Annotated in this window: 15 protein-coding genes; 9 read left to right on the top strand and 6 right to left on the bottom strand. The window is 70.4% G+C overall.

Going from position 1 to position 17984, the window contains the following annotated elements; all coding sequences use genetic code 11:
* The first annotated feature begins 6 nt into the window (after window positions 1-6).
* Together ACFV9H_RS18135 and ACFV9H_RS18130 are read left to right on the top strand one after the other, a co-directional pair.
* Window positions 7-1299 (top strand): amidohydrolase family protein, encoded by a 1293-nt coding sequence (locus ACFV9H_RS18135; RefSeq protein WP_385399000.1) that lies wholly within the window; start codon window positions 7-9, stop codon window positions 1297-1299.
* A complete protein-coding gene (locus ACFV9H_RS18130; RefSeq protein WP_385398998.1) occupies window positions 1296-2516 on the top strand; it encodes an amidohydrolase family protein in 1221 nt (406 codons plus the stop codon). Before ACFV9H_RS18135 ends, ACFV9H_RS18130 begins: the two co-directional genes overlap by 4 nt.
* A 20-nt stretch (window positions 2517-2536) precedes the next feature.
* On the opposite strand, the gene ACFV9H_RS18125 is transcribed toward ACFV9H_RS18130, so the two are convergent.
* Window positions 2537-5638 carry an NACHT domain-containing protein gene (locus ACFV9H_RS18125; protein ID WP_385398996.1) on the bottom strand — a complete coding sequence of 1034 codons (3102 nt, stop codon included), beginning with the start codon at window positions 5636-5638 and terminating at the stop codon, window positions 2537-2539.
* 115 nt (window positions 5639-5753) lie between these two features.
* Between ACFV9H_RS18125 and ACFV9H_RS18120 the strand changes: the two genes are divergently transcribed.
* Genes ACFV9H_RS18120 through ACFV9H_RS18110 form a run of 3 tightly spaced genes read left to right on the top strand, consistent with a single transcriptional unit; the run spans window position 5754 to window position 8388 of the window.
* On the top strand, window positions 5754-6626 hold the full coding sequence (locus ACFV9H_RS18120) for a sterol desaturase family protein (RefSeq protein WP_385398994.1): 873 nt from the start codon (window positions 5754-5756) through the stop codon (window positions 6624-6626).
* The gene (locus ACFV9H_RS18115) at window positions 6623-7294 is read left to right on the top strand and encodes a lysoplasmalogenase (protein ID WP_385398992.1); all 672 of its coding nucleotides are present in this window, start codon (window positions 6623-6625) and stop codon (window positions 7292-7294) included. The genes ACFV9H_RS18120 and ACFV9H_RS18115 overlap by 4 nt, the downstream gene beginning before the upstream one ends.
* Before the next feature lie 50 nt (window positions 7295-7344).
* Complete coding sequence (locus ACFV9H_RS18110; protein WP_385398990.1) at window positions 7345-8388, top strand: zinc-dependent alcohol dehydrogenase family protein; 1044 nt, start codon at window positions 7345-7347, stop codon at window positions 8386-8388.
* 63 nt (window positions 8389-8451) lie between these two features.
* Here ACFV9H_RS18110 and ACFV9H_RS18105 read toward each other — a convergent pair whose 3' ends face one another.
* Window positions 8452-9996 (bottom strand): S8 family serine peptidase, encoded by a 1545-nt coding sequence (locus ACFV9H_RS18105; protein WP_385398987.1) that lies wholly within the window; start codon window positions 9994-9996, stop codon window positions 8452-8454.
* Between the two features lie 257 nt (window positions 9997-10253).
* On the opposite strand from ACFV9H_RS18105, the gene ACFV9H_RS18100 reads away from it, so the two are divergent.
* From ACFV9H_RS18100 to moaA, 3 genes are all read left to right on the top strand, one after another.
* Window positions 10254-10619: a DUF485 domain-containing protein gene (locus ACFV9H_RS18100; RefSeq protein WP_385398985.1), complete on the top strand. Its 366-nt coding sequence runs from the start codon at window positions 10254-10256 to the stop codon at window positions 10617-10619.
* On the top strand, window positions 10616-12244 hold the full coding sequence (locus ACFV9H_RS18095) for a cation acetate symporter (protein ID WP_385398983.1): 1629 nt from the start codon (window positions 10616-10618) through the stop codon (window positions 12242-12244). Before ACFV9H_RS18100 ends, ACFV9H_RS18095 begins: the two co-directional genes overlap by 4 nt.
* Before the next feature lie 150 nt (window positions 12245-12394).
* Complete coding sequence (gene moaA, locus ACFV9H_RS18090) at window positions 12395-13384, top strand: GTP 3',8-cyclase MoaA (protein WP_385398981.1); 990 nt, start codon at window positions 12395-12397, stop codon at window positions 13382-13384.
* Window positions 13385-13557: 173 nt separating this feature from the next.
* Here the strand turns inward: moaA and ACFV9H_RS18085 are convergent, their stop codons facing one another.
* The gene (locus ACFV9H_RS18085; protein WP_385398979.1) at window positions 13558-13806 is read right to left on the bottom strand and encodes a hypothetical protein; all 249 of its coding nucleotides are present in this window, start codon (window positions 13804-13806) and stop codon (window positions 13558-13560) included.
* Window positions 13807-13942: 136 nt separating this feature from the next.
* Window positions 13943-14221 (bottom strand): DUF3099 domain-containing protein, encoded by a 279-nt coding sequence (locus tag ACFV9H_RS18080; RefSeq protein WP_385399143.1) that lies wholly within the window; start codon window positions 14219-14221, stop codon window positions 13943-13945.
* 253 nt (window positions 14222-14474) lie between these two features.
* Here ACFV9H_RS18080 and ACFV9H_RS18075 point away from each other — a divergent pair, with 253 nt between their 5' ends.
* Window positions 14475-14753, top strand: coding sequence for a GlsB/YeaQ/YmgE family stress response membrane protein (locus ACFV9H_RS18075; RefSeq protein WP_385398976.1), 279 nt, complete (start codon window positions 14475-14477; stop codon window positions 14751-14753).
* 287 nt (window positions 14754-15040) lie between these two features.
* Here the strand turns inward: ACFV9H_RS18075 and tyrS are convergent, their stop codons facing one another.
* Together tyrS and ACFV9H_RS18065 are read right to left on the bottom strand one after the other, a co-directional pair.
* Window positions 15041-16309, bottom strand: a complete 1269-nt coding sequence (tyrS, locus tag ACFV9H_RS18070) for a tyrosine--tRNA ligase (RefSeq protein ID WP_385398973.1) — start codon at window positions 16307-16309, stop codon at window positions 15041-15043.
* A gap of 66 nt (window positions 16310-16375) precedes the next feature.
* Window positions 16376-17767: a metallopeptidase TldD-related protein gene (locus ACFV9H_RS18065; protein WP_385398971.1), complete on the bottom strand. Its 1392-nt coding sequence runs from the start codon at window positions 17765-17767 to the stop codon at window positions 16376-16378.
* Window positions 17768-17984: the final 217 nt, after the last annotated feature.

The following is a 17984-nucleotide window of genomic DNA, read 5'->3' as shown; positions in this document are numbered from 1 at the left end:
GCTCTTGTGAGTGACGTGCCGTACGAAGACCCGTACCTGATCATCTCCTCCGACTGCCACGCGGGCCTGCCGACCGAGCAGTACCGCCCCTACCTGGACAGCGCGTTCCACCGCCAGTTCGACGAGTTCCTCGGCGAGCGCGACGCCCGCCGCGCGGAGGCCACCCGCCTGGGCGTCCGCAACGAGGCCTTCGCCGAGAAGTGGTTCCACGACCACGAGGAAGGCCTCAAGGGCGGCTGGGACACGGCGCAGCGACTGAAGGAGCTCGACGGCGACGGCGTGGCCGGCGAGGTCGTCTTCCCCGACGCGGACGCCGTCGACAGCCAGACCGCCGCCCCCTTCGGAGTGGGCCTCGGCCTCTCCGGCGACCAGGACCCCGAACTCGGCATGGCGGGCGCCCAGGCGCACAACCGCTGGCTCGCGGAGTTCGTGTCGGCGACCCCCGAACGCCACTGCGGCGTCGCCCTCCTGCCCATCACCGGCGAGCCGGACAAGGTCGTCGCCGAGATCCACCGGGCCAAGGAGTCCGGGCTGGGCGCGCTGATGATCCCCGCGATGTGGGTGGACAAGGCGCCGTACCACGACCGCCGCTACGACCCCGTCTGGGCGGCGGCGGCCGAGACGCAGATGCCGATCGTCACCCACTCCGGCTCCTCGCCGCGCCACGAGTACGGCGACCACCTCGGCATCTTCGTCTCCGAGGTCACCTGGTGGCCGTCCCGCCCGCTGTGGTTCCTGCTCTGGTCCGGGGTCTTCGAGCGGCACCCGGGCCTCAAGTTCGGCGTGGCGGAATCGGGCTGCTGGTGGCTCCCGAACCAGCTGTGGTTCATGGACCGCCTCTACCTCGGCGCGCACGGCGGCAAGAAGCTCTCCCCGTTCGAGGAGCTGAAGCGGCCGCCGAGCGAGTACCTGGACCGCCAGGTCTTCATCTGCGCGACCAACACCAAGCGCCGCGAACTCGCCCAGCGCTACGAGATCGGCGTGGACAACATCCTGTGGGGCTCGGACTTCCCGCACCCCGAGGGCACCTGGCCGGACACCCGGAACTGGCTGAGGAAGACCTTCCACGACATCCCGGTCGACGAGACCCGCCGGATGCTCGGCCTCGCGGCTGCCGAGGTCTTCGGCTTCGACACGGAGAAGCTCGCCCCGATCGCCCGCCGGATCGGCCCCACCCCGGCCGAGCTGGGCCAGTCTCCCGACCAGGCGGCGGTGAAGGCCTCCTGGGCCCGCTCCCGCGAAGTGGGCCGGCACTGGCTGACCGACAACGACTTCCCGGTGCTGGGGGTCTCGGAATGAGCGACGACCGCTACACCGTCATCTCGGCGGACTGCCACGCGGGCGCCGACCTGCTGGACTACAAGCCGTACCTGGAGAAGCGGTACCACGAGGACTTCGACGCCTGGGCCGCGACGTACGTGAACCCGTACGAGGACCTCCTCGCGGACACGGCGGACCGGAACTGGAACTCGGCGCGCCGCCTCGCCGAACTCGAAGCGGACGGCATCGTCGCGGAAGTCCTCTTCCCGAACACGATCCCGCCGTTCTTCCCCAAGGCCTCCCTGATGGCCCAGCCTCCGACGGCCGCGGAGTACGCGATGCGCTGGGCCGGGCTGCAGGCACACAACCGCTGGCTGGCCGACTTCTGCGCGGACGCGCCGGGCCGGCGGGCGGGTGTCGTCCAGATCCTCCTCAACGACGTGGACGCGGCGGTGAAGGAGATCCGCCGCACCCGCGAAGCAGGCCTCACGGGCGGCATCCTGCTGCCCGGCGTCCCGCCCGGCTCCACCGTCCCCGAGCTCTACTCGGAGGCGTACGACCCGATCTGGGCGGTCTGCGACGAGCTGGACGTCCCGATCAACCACCACGGCGGCTCGGCTTCCCCGCCGCTGGGCGACGAACCCGCCGCCCGCGCCGTCTTCATGGTCGAAACCACCTGGTTCTCGCACCGCGCCCTGTGGCACCTCATCTTCGGCGGCGCCTTCCGTCGGCACCCCGGCCTCAAGCTGGTCCTGACGGAACAGGGTTCGGGCTGGATCCCGGGCGTGATGGAGATGCTGGACTACTACCACGGCCGCCTGGTCGCGGCTTCGGGCACGGCCGAGTCCAAGTTCGGAGCGGGCCTGGCGGACGCGATGGGCAAGGGCCCGAGCGAGGTCTGGCGGGACAACTGCTTCGTGGGAGCCAGCTTCATGCGCCCCCACGAGGTCCCCCTGCGGGAGCGGATCGGCCTCGACAAGATCATGTGGGGCAGCGACTACCCCCACGACGAGGGCACCACCCCCTTCTCCCGCGAAGGCCTCCGCATCGCCTACGCGGGCCTCCCGCGGGATGAGGTCGCCGCGATGGTGGGCGGCAACGCGGCCCGCGTGTACGGCTTCGACCTGTCCTTGCTGGACGCGGTGGCCGCGAAGCACGGCCCGCTGGTCTCGGAGATCGCCGAGCCACTGACGGAGGTCCCGGCGGGGGCCACCAGCCCGGCCTTCGCCCGAGGGGGGTCGGTCCGGGTCTGGTAGCCGTCGGCCCGACGGGCGGCTCAGGAACGGCTGACCCTGAGCCGCCCGTCGGGGAAGTGCTCGCTGCCGAGGACGGGGCTGCCGCCCGACAGGGTGATCCGCAGCTCCTGCAGGTCTGCCAGCGGGCTGAGGTCGACCGGCCCGTCGCACTGGTGGATGCTGAGGTGTGTCAGATACGGCATGTCACGAAGCGGTTCGAGCCCGGTCGTGAGCGTGCTCGATCCCACATAGAGGTCGCTGATCCGCTGATGGGGGACGAGCGTGCCGAGGTCGAGGCCGGACTGGAAGAGGATCTGCAGGGTCCGCAGCTGCGGCAGCGGCCCCAGCCGGGCCAGCTGTGCGCCCTGCTCGTCACCGGAGACGGTCAGCCAATCCAGGCCGTCCCGGAAGCGCTCGATCCCGTCCAAGCTGACGTGGCGCGCCCCTTTGTAGAGACCGAGGCCGGTCAGCGGGCCGTTGACCGGCAGATCGGCGACGCGGTGCAGGTCCGGGACGAAGTCCAGGCCGAGATGGGTCAGCGATGCCAGGTCGGCGAGCGGAGCGAGATCAAGTCCGTCCTGGAGCCGGTACAGGTACAAGGTGTCGAGCGCGAGGCCGCGGAGACCGTCCAGTCGCGCACCCGGGCAGGCGTCCAGTCCCAGCAGCGTGAGCCGGCTCTGTCCCGAGAGCGCCGAGAGGTCACTCAGCCGGCGATTGTCCCGGAAGTACACGTGCTCGAGATCCGGATGCGCCAGCAGCTCCGGAGGGATGCCGAACTCGCCTTCGAGGGTGATGCGCTTGAGGTGCCGTAGGCGGGGCAGCTGTGCCAGCTGCTCGGCGGTGTTTATCTGGAGGAACGCGTCCTGCCCCAGGGAGCTGCCGGCCAGCACTGCCTCGGCGTACTCGGCCGCGTCGAACCTGCGCCAGCCGCTGGACAATTCGTAGCAGACAGAAAACCGGGTGTCCTCGCGGAATGCCGTGATCAGTTCCAGAGCTCGCGGTCCGCCCACGAGCGCTGCGGTCTTGACCGTCGTCGCGGCTTCGTAGACGGTCAGATCTGCTGGCTCCGGCAGCAGCTCCAGGACCAGCTCTCCCACCTTCGCCAGCTCTTCCGCCTGCTCCAGGCTCTTGGGCGGAAGCAGCGCCGCCGTGCGCCGCTCGATTTCCGAACGGACCGCCGGGTCGAGCTCCGGGGCGTGCTCCAGGCATGCCGCGGTCAGCAGGACGAGCCTGCTCCGGTCCCGCTTCACACGGTCGGCACGACGGAGCAACTGCCGCAGGATCCGTGCACGTTCGTCGGGCCGGGCGTGGCCCACGGCCATGCGTACGACGTCGTCCCAGGTGTCGTCGTGCGCGTGCTGCACAAGGACACCGAAGTCGCGTGCCTCGACGGCCGCCTTGGCGCCCAGGTAGTCCTGGAAAGTGCGGTGGACGAAGTCCACCGAGCCCTTCACCGGTTCGCGGAGCAGCCCGCTGCGGATCAGCAGGTGGGTGAACACCCGCGCGGCGCTGCCCTGTGCCCGCACTTGCGGCATCGCATCCAGCCACTCGTCGATCATTTCGACCGCCTCGTCCCGCGCGGCCTCGACCTGACCGTTTCGGATCAGCCAGTACGCGAGCCGCTGCAGCAGGAGGATCTGCTCGTCCCTGGTGAGCTGGACCCCCTCGACACCGATGATCTCCCGTTCCGTGTCCCGCCGGACCAGCAGCATGTCCAGCGCGGCGTCGTACAGCTCCTTGCGGGCTCTCGGGAGCTGCATCCGCCGGTCTCGGTTCAGTGCGCAGAGCAGCGCGCACATCAGGGGATTGGTCGCGAGCCGGCTCAGATCCCGCCGCGCGCTCACCGCCTCCAGCAAGGACGTCTCGTACGCCCCGATGTCCTCACCGGAAGATCGGCTTTCCTCGCGCGCCGCCGTGTGCCAGTGCGCGATGAACGACCTGATGTCCTCCCGTTCCATCGGGAGCAGCGAGTGCGGGGTGAAGGCCTGACCGGCCAGCCAGGTTTCCGGCACCGCCGACGGCCGTGTCGTCACCACGTAACGGGCCTTCGGAAAGGCGGCGACGAGCGCGCGCAGCCACTTCTCGGTACGGGTGCGCAGCCGCTGCGGGACCTCGTCCACCCCGTCCACCAGCACCAACGCCCGGCCGCTCAGCATGAGCTGCTCGACCCACCCTGGAGGAGCCGACAGGGGCACGCCCGAGGACGGCAGGAACTCCTCCGGCAGCGGCAGGTTCTCGGCCGAGGTGAAGGACCGCAGGCGCAGGATGAACGGCACGCACGTGTTCCACGACCGCATCTCATGGCCGAAGCTGCGCTGTGCGGCATTCAGGGCCAGCCACTGCACCAGGGTGCTCTTGCCGGAGCCGGCCGGACCGCGCAGCAGCACCCGGTCCGCGGCGCCGAGGGCCTGCTCCGCTTTGATCGGGGTCTGGCGTACCCGGGGTTCGCCCGTCACCAGTTGCTGCTCACTGCTCACCGTCAGGCTGATGTACGCGAGGTCCAGTGGCCACTCCTGCTGTGCCCGGCCGGCGGTCAGCCCGAACAGCTCGAGCCGGCCGTGGGTGCGGGTGACGTACTCCGCGTACCGCTCCTCGAAGGCGTGCGCGACGCCGCCCGGCCGGTCCTTCAGCTGCTCCACCGCACGCGCCAGCTCCCCGGTCCGCCGTACGAGTTCCACGTCCGCCCGGGCCCCGAAGCCCGGCAGGGTCGTCGCGTACTCCACCGCGTGCGCGCAGCACAGGGCGACCAGCCGCCGGTACAGGGCGTCCGCCGCCTCGCTCAGCCCCGGAGGGGGAGCCGGCATCGCCGCCATCAGGGACGCCGGGTCCAGGTCCGCCGCGAAGAGGGCCTCCGCGTCGAGCGGGCCCAGCGCCGCGAAGGTGTCGCCCACGGCCGCCACCGCCGCCAGGCGTTCGTGTTCCGGTAACCGGGCGGTGGCCTCGCCCAGGCGGGCGGCCAGGATCTCCGCCAGCCGGCGGATCTCCGGCTCGCCCAGCTCCACCGGCGGCTTGCGCCAGCGCGGCCCCGGAGCGGCCGGGTCCGCCGTCAGCCCCGCCCCCGGCGCCCGCGCCAGGAGCGACTTCACCACCGCCCCCGCCGCCGTACCCGCCACGCGTAAGAGAACCGTCTCGAAACCCGTCATCCTCCGCCCTCCCCATCGGCCCGGACATCGTCTCGCGTACCCGCGGTAATCCCGATGGATACCGATCGGTAACAACCCCTAGCGGCACCCCCGAAGCCGCCTCTATGGTGCGGGCATGCCGAACCTGCCCGATGTCGTGCTGTGGTCCATACCCGCCTTCGTGCTGCTCACCGTCGTCGAGCTGGTGAGCTACCGCATCCATCCCGACGAGGACGCCGCCGGGTACGAGACCAAGGACGCCGTCACCAGCGTCGGCATGGGGCTCGGCAGCATCGGGTTCGACCTGCTCTGGAAGATCCCCGTCGTCGCGATCTACACCGCCGTGTACGAGCTGACCCCGCTGCGCGTGCCGTTCCTGTGGTGGACCTTCCCGCTCATGCTGCTCGCGCAGGACTTCTGCTACTACTGGCAGCACCGCGGACACCACGTCATCCGCATCCTCTGGGCCTGCCACGTCGTCCACCACAGCAGCCGCAAGTTCAACCTCACCACCGCCCTGCGCCAGCCGTGGACCAGCGGCACCTCCTGGCCGTTCTACCTGCCGATGATCGCCCTCGGCGTGCACCCGGCCGCGATCGCCTTCTGCTACTCCGTCAACCTCGTCTACCAGTTCTGGATCCACACCGAACGGATAGACAAGCTGCCGCGCCCCATCGAGTACGTCTTCAACACCCCTTCCCACCACCGCGTCCACCACGCCTCCCAAGGCGGCTACCTGGACCGCAACTTCGGCGGGATCCTGATCGTCTGGGACCGGATGTTCGGCTCCTGGGTGGGGGAGACCGACAAGCCCGTCTTCGGGCTCACCAAGAACATCAGCACCTACAACCCGCTGCGCGTGGCCACCCACGAGTACGCCGCCATCGCCCGGGACGTACGGGCCGCCGGCAGCTGGCGCGAGCGCGCCGGGCGCGTGTTCCGCGGCCCCGGCTGGCAGCCCGCCCCCGCGGCCCCGGCGCCCGAGCCCGCCCCGGAGCACGCCGCGTGAGCGCCACCGAGTCCCGTACGCCCTCCTGGGCGCGCCCCGCACCCGCGCGAACGGCTGCCGGCCGGGCCGCCCTCGCGGGCTTCGCCCTGGCAACCGCCGTCGACCTCGGCTCGCTGCTCGCCGGCTGGCACCTCGGCCACGTCATCGCCAAGCCGCTGCTGATGCCGCTGCTCGTCGCGTACGTGATCACGCGCGGCGCGCCCCGCCTGCTGATCGCCGCCCTGTTGTTCGGCTGGGGCGGAGACCTCGCCCTGCTCTTCGACGCCGAGCCGGCCTTCCTCGTCGGCATGGGCTCCTTCGCCCTCGGGCACGCCTGCTACCTCGTGCTCTTCGGCAAGCGGGCCGCGAACCCGCTGCTCGGGGGCGCCTACGTACTCGCCCTCGTCGGGACCGTCGCGATGCTCTGGGCGGACCTCCCGGCCGACCTGCGCGTCCCGGTCGCCGGATACAGCCTGCTGCTCACCGCCATGGCCTACCGCTCCAGCGCGCTGGGACTGCGGGCCGGGATCGGCGGGGCGCTGTTCCTGCTCTCCGACACCCTCATCGCCACCGGCGTCGCCGAATGGCCCCAGCTGCCCCGGCCGGACTTCTGGATCATGGCCACGTACATCGCGGCCCAGTACCTGCTGGCCACCGGCGCGACCGGTCGGGAATCAGGCGTACGGTAGGGGAAGTCTTACAAGACTCAACCATCCCCGAGCCGGAGGACTGCACCACCATGCGCGCCACCGTCATCCACGCCCCGCACGACATCCGCGTGGAGGAGGTGCCCGACGCTGCGATCCAGCGGCCCGAGGACGCCGTCGTCCGCGTCCTGCGCGCCTGCATCTGCGGCAGCGACCTGTGGGCCTACCGCGGCGAGGCCGCGCGTCAGCCGGGCCAGCGGATCGGCCACGAGTTCCTCGGCGTCGTCGAGGAGACCGGCTCGGCCGTCTCCGGCCTGAGCGCCGGGGACCTCGTCGTCGCCCCCTTCATGTGGTCCGACGGCACCTGCGACTACTGCTCCGAGGGCCTCTACACCTCCTGCGTGCACGGCGGCTTCTGGGGCGCGGTCGGCCACGACGGCGGCCAGGGCGAGGCCGTCCGCGTCCCGCACGCCGACGGCACCCTCGTGAAGCTGCCCGCCGACGCGGTCTCCGACGACCACCTGCTGACCGGGCTGCTCGCGCTCTCCGACGTCATGGGCACCGGCCACCACGCGGCGCTGGGCGCCGGCGTGCGCAAGGGCTCCACGGTCGCCGTCGTCGGTGACGGCGCGGTCGGCCTGTGCGGCGTCCTCGCCGCCAAGCGCCTCGGCGCCGACCGGATCATCGCACTGGGCCGCCACACGGCCCGTACGGACATCGCGAAGCTCTTCGGGGCCACCGACGTCGTCGCCGAGCGCGGCGAGGCGGCCGAGGCGGCCGTCCGTGAGCTCACCGGCGGCCAGGGCGCGCACGCGGTCATCGAAGCCGTCGGCACCGAGCAGTCCATGCGCACCGCCGTGAACATCACCCGCGACGGCGGGGCCATCGGCTACGTCGGCGTCCCGCACGGCAGCGGCACCGGCCTCGACCTCGGCGTGATGTTCGACCGCAACATCACCCTGCGCGGCGGCGTGGCCCCCGTCCGCGCGTACATCCCGGAGCTGCTGGAGGACGTCCTCAGCGGCGCGATCGACCCGGCGCCCGTCTTCGACCGTGCGGTGTCCCTGGACGAGGTCCCGGACGGCTACCGCGCGATGGACGACCGCAGCGCGCTCAAGGTCCTGATCAAGCCCTGACGGCCCGCACGAAGAAGGGCCGGACGGGATCGATCCCGTCCGGCCCTTCCGCGTATCAGCCGGTTACTTGACGGCCTTCAGCGCGTCGACCACGCCGTAGCCGTAGTAGCCCGTCTGGCCCCACTTGCTCTGGCAGGTGGTCGCGTTGATCAGCGTGCCCGTGTTGTCGTATATCTGCGTCGGGCAGTCCGTCTTCGTGGCCTGGCCCTTGAGCATCGCCTGGATCTGCGAGGGGGTGGCCGACGGGTGGGCGCTCTTGAGGAGCGCCGCGACGCCCGCGACGTGCGGGGCGGCCATCGAGGTGCCCTGCTTGTAGCCGTAGCCGCCGCCCGGGATGGTCGACAGCACGCGGCCGTTGGCGTCCGGAGTGGCCGGGACCTGCCACTTGTCGCCGCCGGGGCCGGCGACGTCCACGACCCCGAGGCCGTAGCTGGAGTAGTAGGAGCGCAGGCCCTTGTCACCGGTCGCCGACACCGTGACCACGCCCGGGAGCTGCGTGGGAAGGTCCAGGCAGACGCTCGGGTCGATGGTGCGCGGCACCGGGGTGGTGTCGTTCGGGCTGGTGTCGTCGAGGAGCGAGTCGGCGGCCAGGTCCTGGTTGGAGTTGCCCGCCGAGGCCACGTGGAGCGTGCCCTTGCGCTCGGCGTACTTGGTGGCCCGACCGATGGCCTCCACCAGCGCCTTCTGGTCGTCGTCCGTTTTGCAGTTGAAGAGGTACGGGTCGACGTAGTAGCTGTTGTTGGTCACCTCGATCCCCTTCTCGGCGGCGAACATGAAGCCGCAGACGACCGCCTCGGTGTAGAAGAGGCTGGTGCCCGGCTCGCTCACCTTGATCGCGGCGATCTTCACGCCGGGCGCGACACCGCTGATGCCGACGCCGTTGCGCGGGGCCGCGATGGTGCCCGCCACGTGCGTGCCGTGGTCGCTGCCGTCCGCGTACGGACGCCAGGCGCCCTCGGTGGTGTCCGCGACGCCGCCGACGCAGTTGGCCGACTGCTCCTTGGAGAAGTTCGGCGCGAGATCGGGGTGAGTGTCGTCGACACCCGTGTCGATGACGCCCACCGTGACGTCCTGGCTGCCATCGTTGATCTTGTGAGCCTGATCGGCCTTGATCGTCCGCAGGTCCCACTGGTTGGACTCCAGCGGCTCCTGACCCTCCTGGGCCGCCGCTGCCGCCTTGGCGGCGTCCGCCGCGCTCAGCTGCTGCGTCGCGCCCTCGTCGGTGGTCTGCACCGTCTGGAGGGGGGCCGTACGGGTGGCGCCGACCGAGACGAACAGGCCGCGGTTGGCGCGCAGCGTCTTGGCGAACTCCGGGTTCTGGGAGTGCGCGACGATGACGCCGATCTGCTCATAGGCCGTCACGACCGTTCCACCGGCCCGCTCGATGGCCTTCTTCGCCGCCTTCACCGTGGCATACGAGTTCAGGTTCGCCACGTACGACAACTTGGGGCCGGTGGTCTCGGCCTTCGAAGCCGTTGCCGCGTCCGCCGTGTTGCCCAGCGGAGCGGCCGAGGCCGAGACCGAGGGCAGGAAGGCGAGCGAGGCGGTGAGCGCCAGGCCGACCGGTACGGCGAGAGCACGCCGGCGGCCGGATCCCAGATGAGCCATGGGTTCTCCACATCATCTTTGAAAAAGCCGTCCGTGCGCGGTCGCGACGGACGGGTTCATGACAGGCGAACCTAGCGTTTTCGTTCCCCTCTGCGCCATCAGTTCGAGAAATCAGTTCTCAAAGAATCAGTGGGTGTTGAACCGTCGCGACACGCCGTCCGTGCCGTTGACAGGGGGGATCAGCACCACCGTCCCCCCACACGGAGGTTGTTTTGTCCGTCTTCCCCACCGCACCCGCGTCACAAGGAGAGTCCCCCGTGACCACCGAAGCAGCGCCGCCGCCGGGCGGCGCGGGAACGCCACTGGCGGGCCCCACGGCCGATGATTTCGCGAGCGTCCAGCAGAGCGCGGAGTTCGCCGAACTGCGCAGTTCCTACCGCTCCTTCGCCTTCCCGCTCACCGTGGCCTTCATCGCCTGGTACCTGCTCTACGTGCTGCTGTCCAACTACGCGGGCGGCTTCATGGGGACCAAGCTCTTCGGCAACATCAACGTCGCGCTCGTGCTCGGCCTCGCCCAGTTCGCGACGACCTTCCTCATCGCCTGGCTGTACTCGCGCCACGCCGCGTCCAAGCTGGACCCGAAGGCCGCGGCCATCAAGGCGCGGATGGAGGCCGGGGAATGAGCGGTGCGCTCCACGTGAACACGGTCGCGGCGGGTGCCGGTGAGCACCGTCCGCTGATCATCACCCTGTTCGGACTGTTCGTCGTCGCCACCTTGATCATCACGATCTGGGCCGGGCGCCAGACCAAGGACGCCGCCGACTTCTACGCGGGCGGCCGCCAGTTCACCGGCTTCCAGAACGGCCTCGCCATCTCCGGCGACTACATGTCCGCCGCGTCCTTCCTCGGCATCGCCGGAGCCATCGCCCTCTTCGGCTACGACGGCTTCCTCTACTCCATCGGCTTCCTCGTCGCCTGGCTGGTCGCCCTGCTGCTCGTCGCCGAGCCGCTGCGCAACTCCGGCCGCTACACGATGGGCGACGTCCTCGCGTACCGGATGCGCCAGCGGCCCGTCCGCACCGCCGCCGGCACCTCCACCATCGTGGTCTCGATCTTCTACCTGCTCGCCCAGATGGCCGGCGCGGGCGTGCTCGTCTCGCTGCTCCTGGGCATCACGAGCGACGGCGGCAAGGTGGCCGTCGTCGCGCTGGTCGGCGTCCTGATGATCGTCTACGTGACCATCGGCGGCATGAAGGGCACCACCTGGGTCCAGATGATCAAGGCCGTCCTGCTGATCGCGGGCGCCCTGCTGATCACCTTCCTGGTGCTGCTGAAGTTCAACTTCAACATCTCCGCGCTGCTGGGCCAGGCCGCGGAGAACAGCGAACAGGGCAAGAAGTTCCTGGAGCCGGGGATGAAGTACGGCAAGGACTCGCTCACCAAGCTGGACTTCATCTCGCTCGGCCTCGCCCTGGTCCTGGGCACCGCGGGCCTTCCGCACATCCTGATCCGCTTCTACACCGTCCCCACCGCCAAGGCCGCCCGCAAGTCCGTGAACTGGGCCATCGGCATCATCGGCGCCTTCTACCTGATGACCATCGCCCTCGGCTTCGGCGCCGCGGCCCTGCTCAAGCGGGCCGACATCCTGGCCTCGAACAAGGCGGGCAACACGGCGGCCCCGCTGCTCGCCCAGGAGATCGGCGGCGGCGCCGGCTCCACCGGCGGCGCGATCCTGCTCGCCGTGATCTCCGCGGTCGCCTTCGCCACCATCCTCGCCGTGGTCGCGGGCCTCACGCTCGCCTCCTCCTCGTCCTTCGCGCACGACCTGTACGTGAACGTGATCCGCAAGGGCAAGGCCACCGAGCAGGAGGAGGTGCGAGCCGCCCGCTGGTCCACCGTCGTGATCGGCGCCGTCGCCATCGGCCTCGGGGCGCTGGCCCGCGACCTGAACGTGGCCGGGCTGGTCGCGCTCGCCTTCGCGGTCGCCGCCTCCGCCAACCTGCCGACGATCCTCTACAGCCTCTTCTGGAAGAGCTTCAGCACCCAGGGCGCGCTCTGGTCGATCTACGGCGGCCTGATCTCCGCGGTCGGCCTGGTGCTCTTCTCCCCGGTCGTCTCGGGCAAGCCCACCTCGATGTTCAAGGACGCCGACTTCTACTGGTTCCCGCTGGAGAACCCCGGCATCATCTCCATCCCCCTCGGCTTCCTGCTGGGCTGGCTGGGAACCGTCCTGTCCAAGGAGAAGGCCGACCCGCAGAAGTTCGCCGAGCTGGAAGTGCGCTCCCTCACGGGAACAGGCGCTCACTGAGATCGTCCGAGCACCTATCGTGGCCACGTCGTACTTCCGTACGACGTGGCCACGTGGCCTCTCGTTCGTTCGGGCACCTCTGGATGTAACAGGCGTCGCGTAGGCTCGATTAATCGACCCTCTACTTCCGGACAGGGGAGGAGGCCCACAGTGCTTCTCGACACCTACGGCCGCGTAGCCACTGACCTGCGCGTCTCACTCACCGACCGGTGCAACCTGCGCTGTACCTACTGCATGCCCGAGGAGGGCCTGCAGTGGCTGGGAAAGTCCGACCTGCTCAGTGACGACGAGATCGTCCGGCTGATCCGCATCGCGGTCACGCGGCTCGGCATCACCGAGGTCCGCTTCACCGGCGGCGAGCCGCTGCTCCGCCCCGGCCTGGTCGGGATCGTCGAGCAGTGCGCGGCCCTGGAGCCCCGCCCCAAGATGTCCCTCACCACCAACGGCATCGGCCTCAAGCGCACCGCGCAGGCCCTGAAGGCCGCCGGCCTGGACCGGGTAAACGTTTCCCTGGACACCCTGCGGCCCGATGTCTTCAAGACGCTCACCCGCCGCGACCGGCACAAGGACGTCATCGACGGCATGGCCGCGGCCCGCGAGGCCGGCCTGACCCCCGTCAAGGTCAACGCCGTGCTGATGCCCGGACTGAACGACGACGAGGCCCCCGACCTGCTGGCCTGGGCCGTGGCGAACGAGTACGAGCTCCGCTTCATCGAGCAGATGCCGCTCGACGCCCAGCACGGCTGGAAGCGCGACGGCATGATCACCGCCGGGGACATCCTGGAGTCCCTGCGCACCCGCTTCACCCTCACCGAGGAAGGCTCGGAGGAGCGCGGCTCCGCCCCGGCCGAGCGCTGGGTGGTCGACGGCGGCCCGGCCACCGTCGGTGTCATCGCCTCGGTCACCCGCCCGTTCTGCGGCGCCTGCGACCGTACCCGGCTCACCGCCGACGGTCAGATCCGTACGTGCCTGTTCGCCACCGAGGAGTCGGACCTGCGCGCCGCCCTGCGCTCGGGCGCCCCGGACGAGGAGATCGCCCGGCTGTGGAAGGTCGCGATGTGGGGCAAGAAGGCCGGGTCCGGCCTCGACGACCCGACCTTCCTGCAGCCCGACCGCCCGATGTCGGCGATCGGCGGCTGACCCGCCGCACGGCTGGTGCTGTGACCGGAAAGGTTCACCGGGTCGCGGCGCTCGGCACGGCACCTCGCCGCGTTGTCGGACCGCGCAAGTACGTCGAGTACGAGCCGCGGCCCTCCGCCTTGCGATGCACCGCACCGAACACCGCGCCCCGGCAAACCTTTACAGCCACAGCACTAGAGGCGCTCCGAGCCCTCCGGCTGCACCCACTCGTCGAGCTTCACGACGTCCTTGAGGAAACCGCGGACGCCCAGGAACTGGGAGAGGTGTTCGCGGTGTTCCTCGCACGCCAGCCAGGTCTTGCGCCGCTCCGGCGTGTGCAGTTTCGGGTTGTTCCACGCCAGGACCCAGACGGCCGCGTCGCGGCAGCCCTTGGCGGAGCAGGTGGGGGTTTCGTCGGCGCCCGAGAAGTCAGAGGAAGTCACCGCTCAACCCTAGAACGGAAAGGCGACGCCGAGCAGCCACGGGGGGAGCTGCCCGGCGTCGGTCCGTCGCTCCGACGGGGGATGCGGAGCGCGTGAGCAGTATGTCACGCAGGACCCGCTGCGGTGCACTGGAACTTCATGATTGATCTGAGCTTTTCCTGAGGTTTCCCGTGTCCAGTGCGGGCCGCACAGGGGTCGGGATGAAGTGGGAGGGCAGGGAGGGCGTCGACTCGCGCCCCGCGTTGGCGATGACCACCGCGACGTAGGGCAGCAGGGCGCCCGCCACGAGCGTCACGATCGCCACAGGACGCTGCACGTTCCACAAGAGCACGGTCGCGATGACCGACAGGGTCCGGATGACCATCGAGATCACGTACCGCCGCTGCCGGCCCCGCACGTCTTCCGCGAGCGCCATCCGGGCCCCGGTGATCCGGAAGACCTCTGCCCCGTTCCGCTTCTGCCGCTTCGTGCGTGCCACGCTCCACCACCCGATCACCCGCCGGACACTCCCCGGTCCGGACCGCCTCCCACCGTACGCCGCGCCGTCGGCCGGGAGGAGGGCGGGTGCCCCCGGCACTGCTCCGAATGGGGTCGCCCGAAATGCGGGCTACGCCGGACGGGTCGAGACTGGGCCCACGTGCGCACAACGCGCCAGGAGGAGGCTCGACATGTCTTGGTTGTGGGCGATCATCGTCGGTTTCGTGCTGGGGCTGATAGCCCGGGCCATCCTGCCGGGCAAGCAGCACCAGCCCCTCTGGCTGACCACCGTCTTCGGCATCATCGGCGCGGTCCTCGGCAATGCCGTCGCCACCTGGATCGGCGTCAACGAGACCCGGGGCATCGACTGGATCCGCCACCTCCTGCAACTCGTGGGAGCCGTCGTCGTGGTCGGCCTCGGCGACCTGGTCTACGCGTCGCTGCGGGGCAGCAAGCGCCAGACGACCTAGTGCTGTGACCGGAAAGGTTCACCGGGTCACGGCGCTCGGCACGGCACCTCGCCGCGTTGTCGGACCGCGCAAGTACGTCCAGTACGAGCCGCGGCCCTCCGCCTTGCGATGCACCGCACCGAACACCGCGCCCCGGCAAACCTTTCCGGCCGCAGCACTAGGCGTCGTCCCGTTCCGTCCCGGAGGACGGAACGCGACGGAGGGGCCGGTCGGACCATGTGTCCGTACCGGCCCCTCCGCCGCGTTCGTGTGTCGTCCTACGGGGCGTCAGCCACCGTCGGCCACCGTCAGGCGCCGGTGACCTCGACCGCGGCCAGGTTCTTCTTGCCGCGGCGCAGTACCAGCCAGCGCCCGTGGATCAGGTCCTCCTTGGCGGGGACCGCGTCCTCGGCGGTGACCTTCACGTTGTTCACGTAGGCGCCACCCTCCTTGATGGTCCGGCGCCCGGCGGACTTGCTCGCGACCAGACCGGTCTCCGCGAGCAGGTCGACGACCAGGCCCGGCTCCGTGACCCTGGCGTGCGGCAGCTCGGACAGGGCCGCGGCCAGCGTGGCCTCGTCCAGCTCCGCCAGCTCGCCCTGACCGAACAGCGCCTTCGACGCGGCGATCACGGCGGCGCACTGGTCGGCGCCGTGCACCAGCGTCGTCAGCTCCTCCGCGAGCGCGCGCTGCGCGGCGCGCGCCTGCGGCCGCTCGGCGGTCTGCGCCTCCAGCGCCTCCAGCTCCTCACGGCTCTGGAAGGACAGGATCCGCATGTAGGTGGAGATGTCCCGGTCGTCCACGTTCAGCCAGAACTGGTAGAACGCGTACGGCGTGGTCATCTCCGGGTCGAGCCAGACGGCCCCGCTCTCGGACTTGCCGAACTTGGTGCCGTCCGCCTTGACCATCAGCGGGGTCGCCAGCGCGTGCACGTGCGCCTCCGGCTCGACCCGGTGGATCAGGTCGAGGCCGGCCGTCAGGTTGCCCCACTGGTCGGAGCCGCCCTGCTGGAGGGTGCAGCCGTAGCGCCGGTACAGCTCCAGGAAGTCCATGCCCTGGAGCAGCTGGTAGCTGAACTCGGTGTAGCTGATGCCCTGGTCGGACTCCAGTCGCTTGGCGACCGAGTCCTTCGTCAGCATCTTGTTGACGCGGAAGTGCTTGCCGATGTCGCGCAGGAACTCGATGGCGGACATGCCCGCCGTCCAGTCCAGGTTGTTCACCATGAGCGCCGCGTTCTCGCCCTCGAAGGACAGGAACGGCTCGATCTGGGTGCGCAGCCGGTTGACCCAGTTCGCGATGGTCTCCGGGTCGTTCAGGGTCCGCTCGGCGGTCGGCCGCGGGTCACCGATCTGCCCGGTGGCCCCGCCGACCAGCGCCAGCGGCCGGTTCCCGGCCTGCTGGAGCCGGCGCACGGTGAGCACCTGGACCAGGTGCCCCACGTGCAGCGAGGCGGCCGTCGGGTCGAAGCCGCAATAGAACGTGACGGGACCGTCCGCGAAGGCCTTGCGCAGCGCTTCTTCGTCAGTGGACTGGGCGAAGAGCCCGCGCCACTTCAGTTCGTCGACGATGTCCGTCACGGTCTCTCGACTCCTTCGAATGATGGAAGTTGCAACACTTAGTTGCAAGAGATCAGTCTAGGCCGGTCAGACGCCCTTGCTCACCGAACTCATGTTGAAGTCCGGGATGCGGACAGCCGGCATCGCGGCCCGGGTGAACCAGTCGCCCCACTCGCGCGGCAGGGTCTTCTCCGTCCGGCCCGCCTCCGTCGCCCGCGACAGCAGGTCCACGGGGGACTCGTTGAACCGGAAGTTGTTGACCTCGCCGACGACCTGCCCGTTCTCCACCAGGTAGACGCCGTCCCGGGTCAGGCCGGTGAGCAGCAGGGTGGCCGGGTCCACCTCGCGGATGTACCAGAGGCAGGTCAGCAGCAGACCCCGCTCGGTGGAGGCCACCATCTCCTCCAGGGACTTGTCCCCGCCCCCGTCCAGGATCAGGTTCCCGAACGCGGGGGAGAGCGGCAGCCCGGTCAGCCCGGCGGTGTGCCGGGTGGTGGTCAGCCGGCTCAGCTCGCCGCCCTGGATCCACTCGGTCGCCGGGACCGGCAGGCCGTTGTCGAAGACCGAGGCGTCGTCCCCGGAGCTGTGCGCGATCACGAACGGCGCGGACTCCAGGCCCGGCGCGTTCGGGTCGCTGCGCAGGGTCAGCGGCAGTTCGGACAGCTTCTCGCCGATCCGGGTGCCGCCCCCGGGCGTGGAGAAGACCGTACGGCCCTCCACCGCGTCCCGGGCCGCAGCCGACCACATCTGGTAGATCAGCAGGTCCGCCACGGCCGTGGGCGGCAGCAGCGTCTCGTACCGCCCGGCGGGCAGGTCGATCTTCCGCTCCGCCCAGCCCAGGCGTACGGCGAGCTCCGCGTCCAGCGCGATCGGGTCCACGTCCTTGAAGTCCCGGGTGGCCCGGCCGGCCCAGGCCGACCGCTGCCGGTCCGGGGACTTCGCGTTGAGCTCCAGGGTGCCGTTGGGCTGGTCGTGGCGCAGCCGCAGGCCCGTCGAGGTGCCGACGTACGTGGAGACGAGCTCGTGGTTGGCGAAGCCGTACAGCTCACGGCCGCCCGCGCGGGCCCGGGCGAAGGCCTCGCCCAGGGCCGGCGCGAAGTCGGCGAACACCGTGGAGGAGGTCTCGGCCGGGGCGTCGGTGAAGTCCGGCGAGGCCGGGGTCCCGGTCACCAGGGGCTGGGCGTCCTCGGCGGGCCCGGCCCCGCGGGCGGCGGCCTCGGCGGCCCGCACGAGCGGCTCCAGGTCGTCGGCGGTGACGGCGGAGCGCGAGACGACCCCCGAGGCCGTGCCCTCCTTGCCGTCGACCGTGGCGATGACCGTCAGGGTCCGGCCGCGGGTGACGCCGTTCGTGGTGAGGGCGTTGCCCGCCCAGCGCAGGTTGGCGCTGGACTCCTCGTCGGCGATGACGACACAGCCGTCGGCGGTGGACAGCTCCAGGGCCCGCTCGACGATCTCGTGCGGCTTGGCGATGCGGCTCATCGGCCGGCCTCCTGCGTGGTGTTCAGACAGTGCTGTCCCGGGGGGCAACCCCCGGACCCCCGGCAGATCTGGTGGTGATCGCGCGTGGTCATCGGCCGGCCTCCTGCGTGGTGTTCAGACTGTGCTGTCCCGGGGGGCAACCCCCGGACCCCCGGCAGATCTGGTGGTGATCGCGCGTGGTCATCGGCCGGCCTCCTGCGTGGTGTTCAGACTGTGC

Source organism: Streptomyces sp. NPDC059874 (assembly GCF_042731135.1).
Taxonomy (GTDB): domain Bacteria; phylum Actinomycetota; class Actinomycetes; order Streptomycetales; family Streptomycetaceae; genus Streptomyces.
The sequence above is the reverse complement of the archived record's forward strand: the minus strand, read 5'-3'. Positions and strand labels throughout refer to the sequence as shown.

Bases quoted from the DNA above. Each gene is read 5' to 3' on its own strand.
- ACFV9H_RS18130 (WP_385398998.1), top strand. From the start codon at position 1,296: ATGAGCGACGACCGCTACACCGTCATCTCGGCGGACTGCCACGCGGGC.
- ACFV9H_RS18125 (WP_385398996.1), bottom strand. From the start codon at position 5,638: ATGACGGGTTTCGAGACGGTTCTCTTACGCGTGGCGGGTACGGCGGCG.
- ACFV9H_RS18120 (WP_385398994.1), top strand. From the start codon at position 5,754: ATGCCGAACCTGCCCGATGTCGTGCTGTGGTCCATACCCGCCTTCGTG.
- ACFV9H_RS18110 (WP_385398990.1), top strand. From the start codon at position 7,345: ATGCGCGCCACCGTCATCCACGCCCCGCACGACATCCGCGTGGAGGAG.
- ACFV9H_RS18105 (WP_385398987.1), bottom strand. From the start codon at position 9,996: ATGGCTCATCTGGGATCCGGCCGCCGGCGTGCTCTCGCCGTACCGGTC.
- ACFV9H_RS18095 (WP_385398983.1), top strand. From the start codon at position 10,616: ATGAGCGGTGCGCTCCACGTGAACACGGTCGCGGCGGGTGCCGGTGAG.
- ACFV9H_RS18080 (WP_385399143.1), bottom strand. From the start codon at position 14,221: ATGGCGCTCGCGGAAGACGTGCGGGGCCGGCAGCGGCGGTACGTGATC.
- ACFV9H_RS18075 (WP_385398976.1), top strand. From the start codon at position 14,475: ATGTCTTGGTTGTGGGCGATCATCGTCGGTTTCGTGCTGGGGCTGATA.
- ACFV9H_RS18065 (WP_385398971.1), bottom strand. From the start codon at position 17,767: ATGAGCCGCATCGCCAAGCCGCACGAGATCGTCGAGCGGGCCCTGGAG.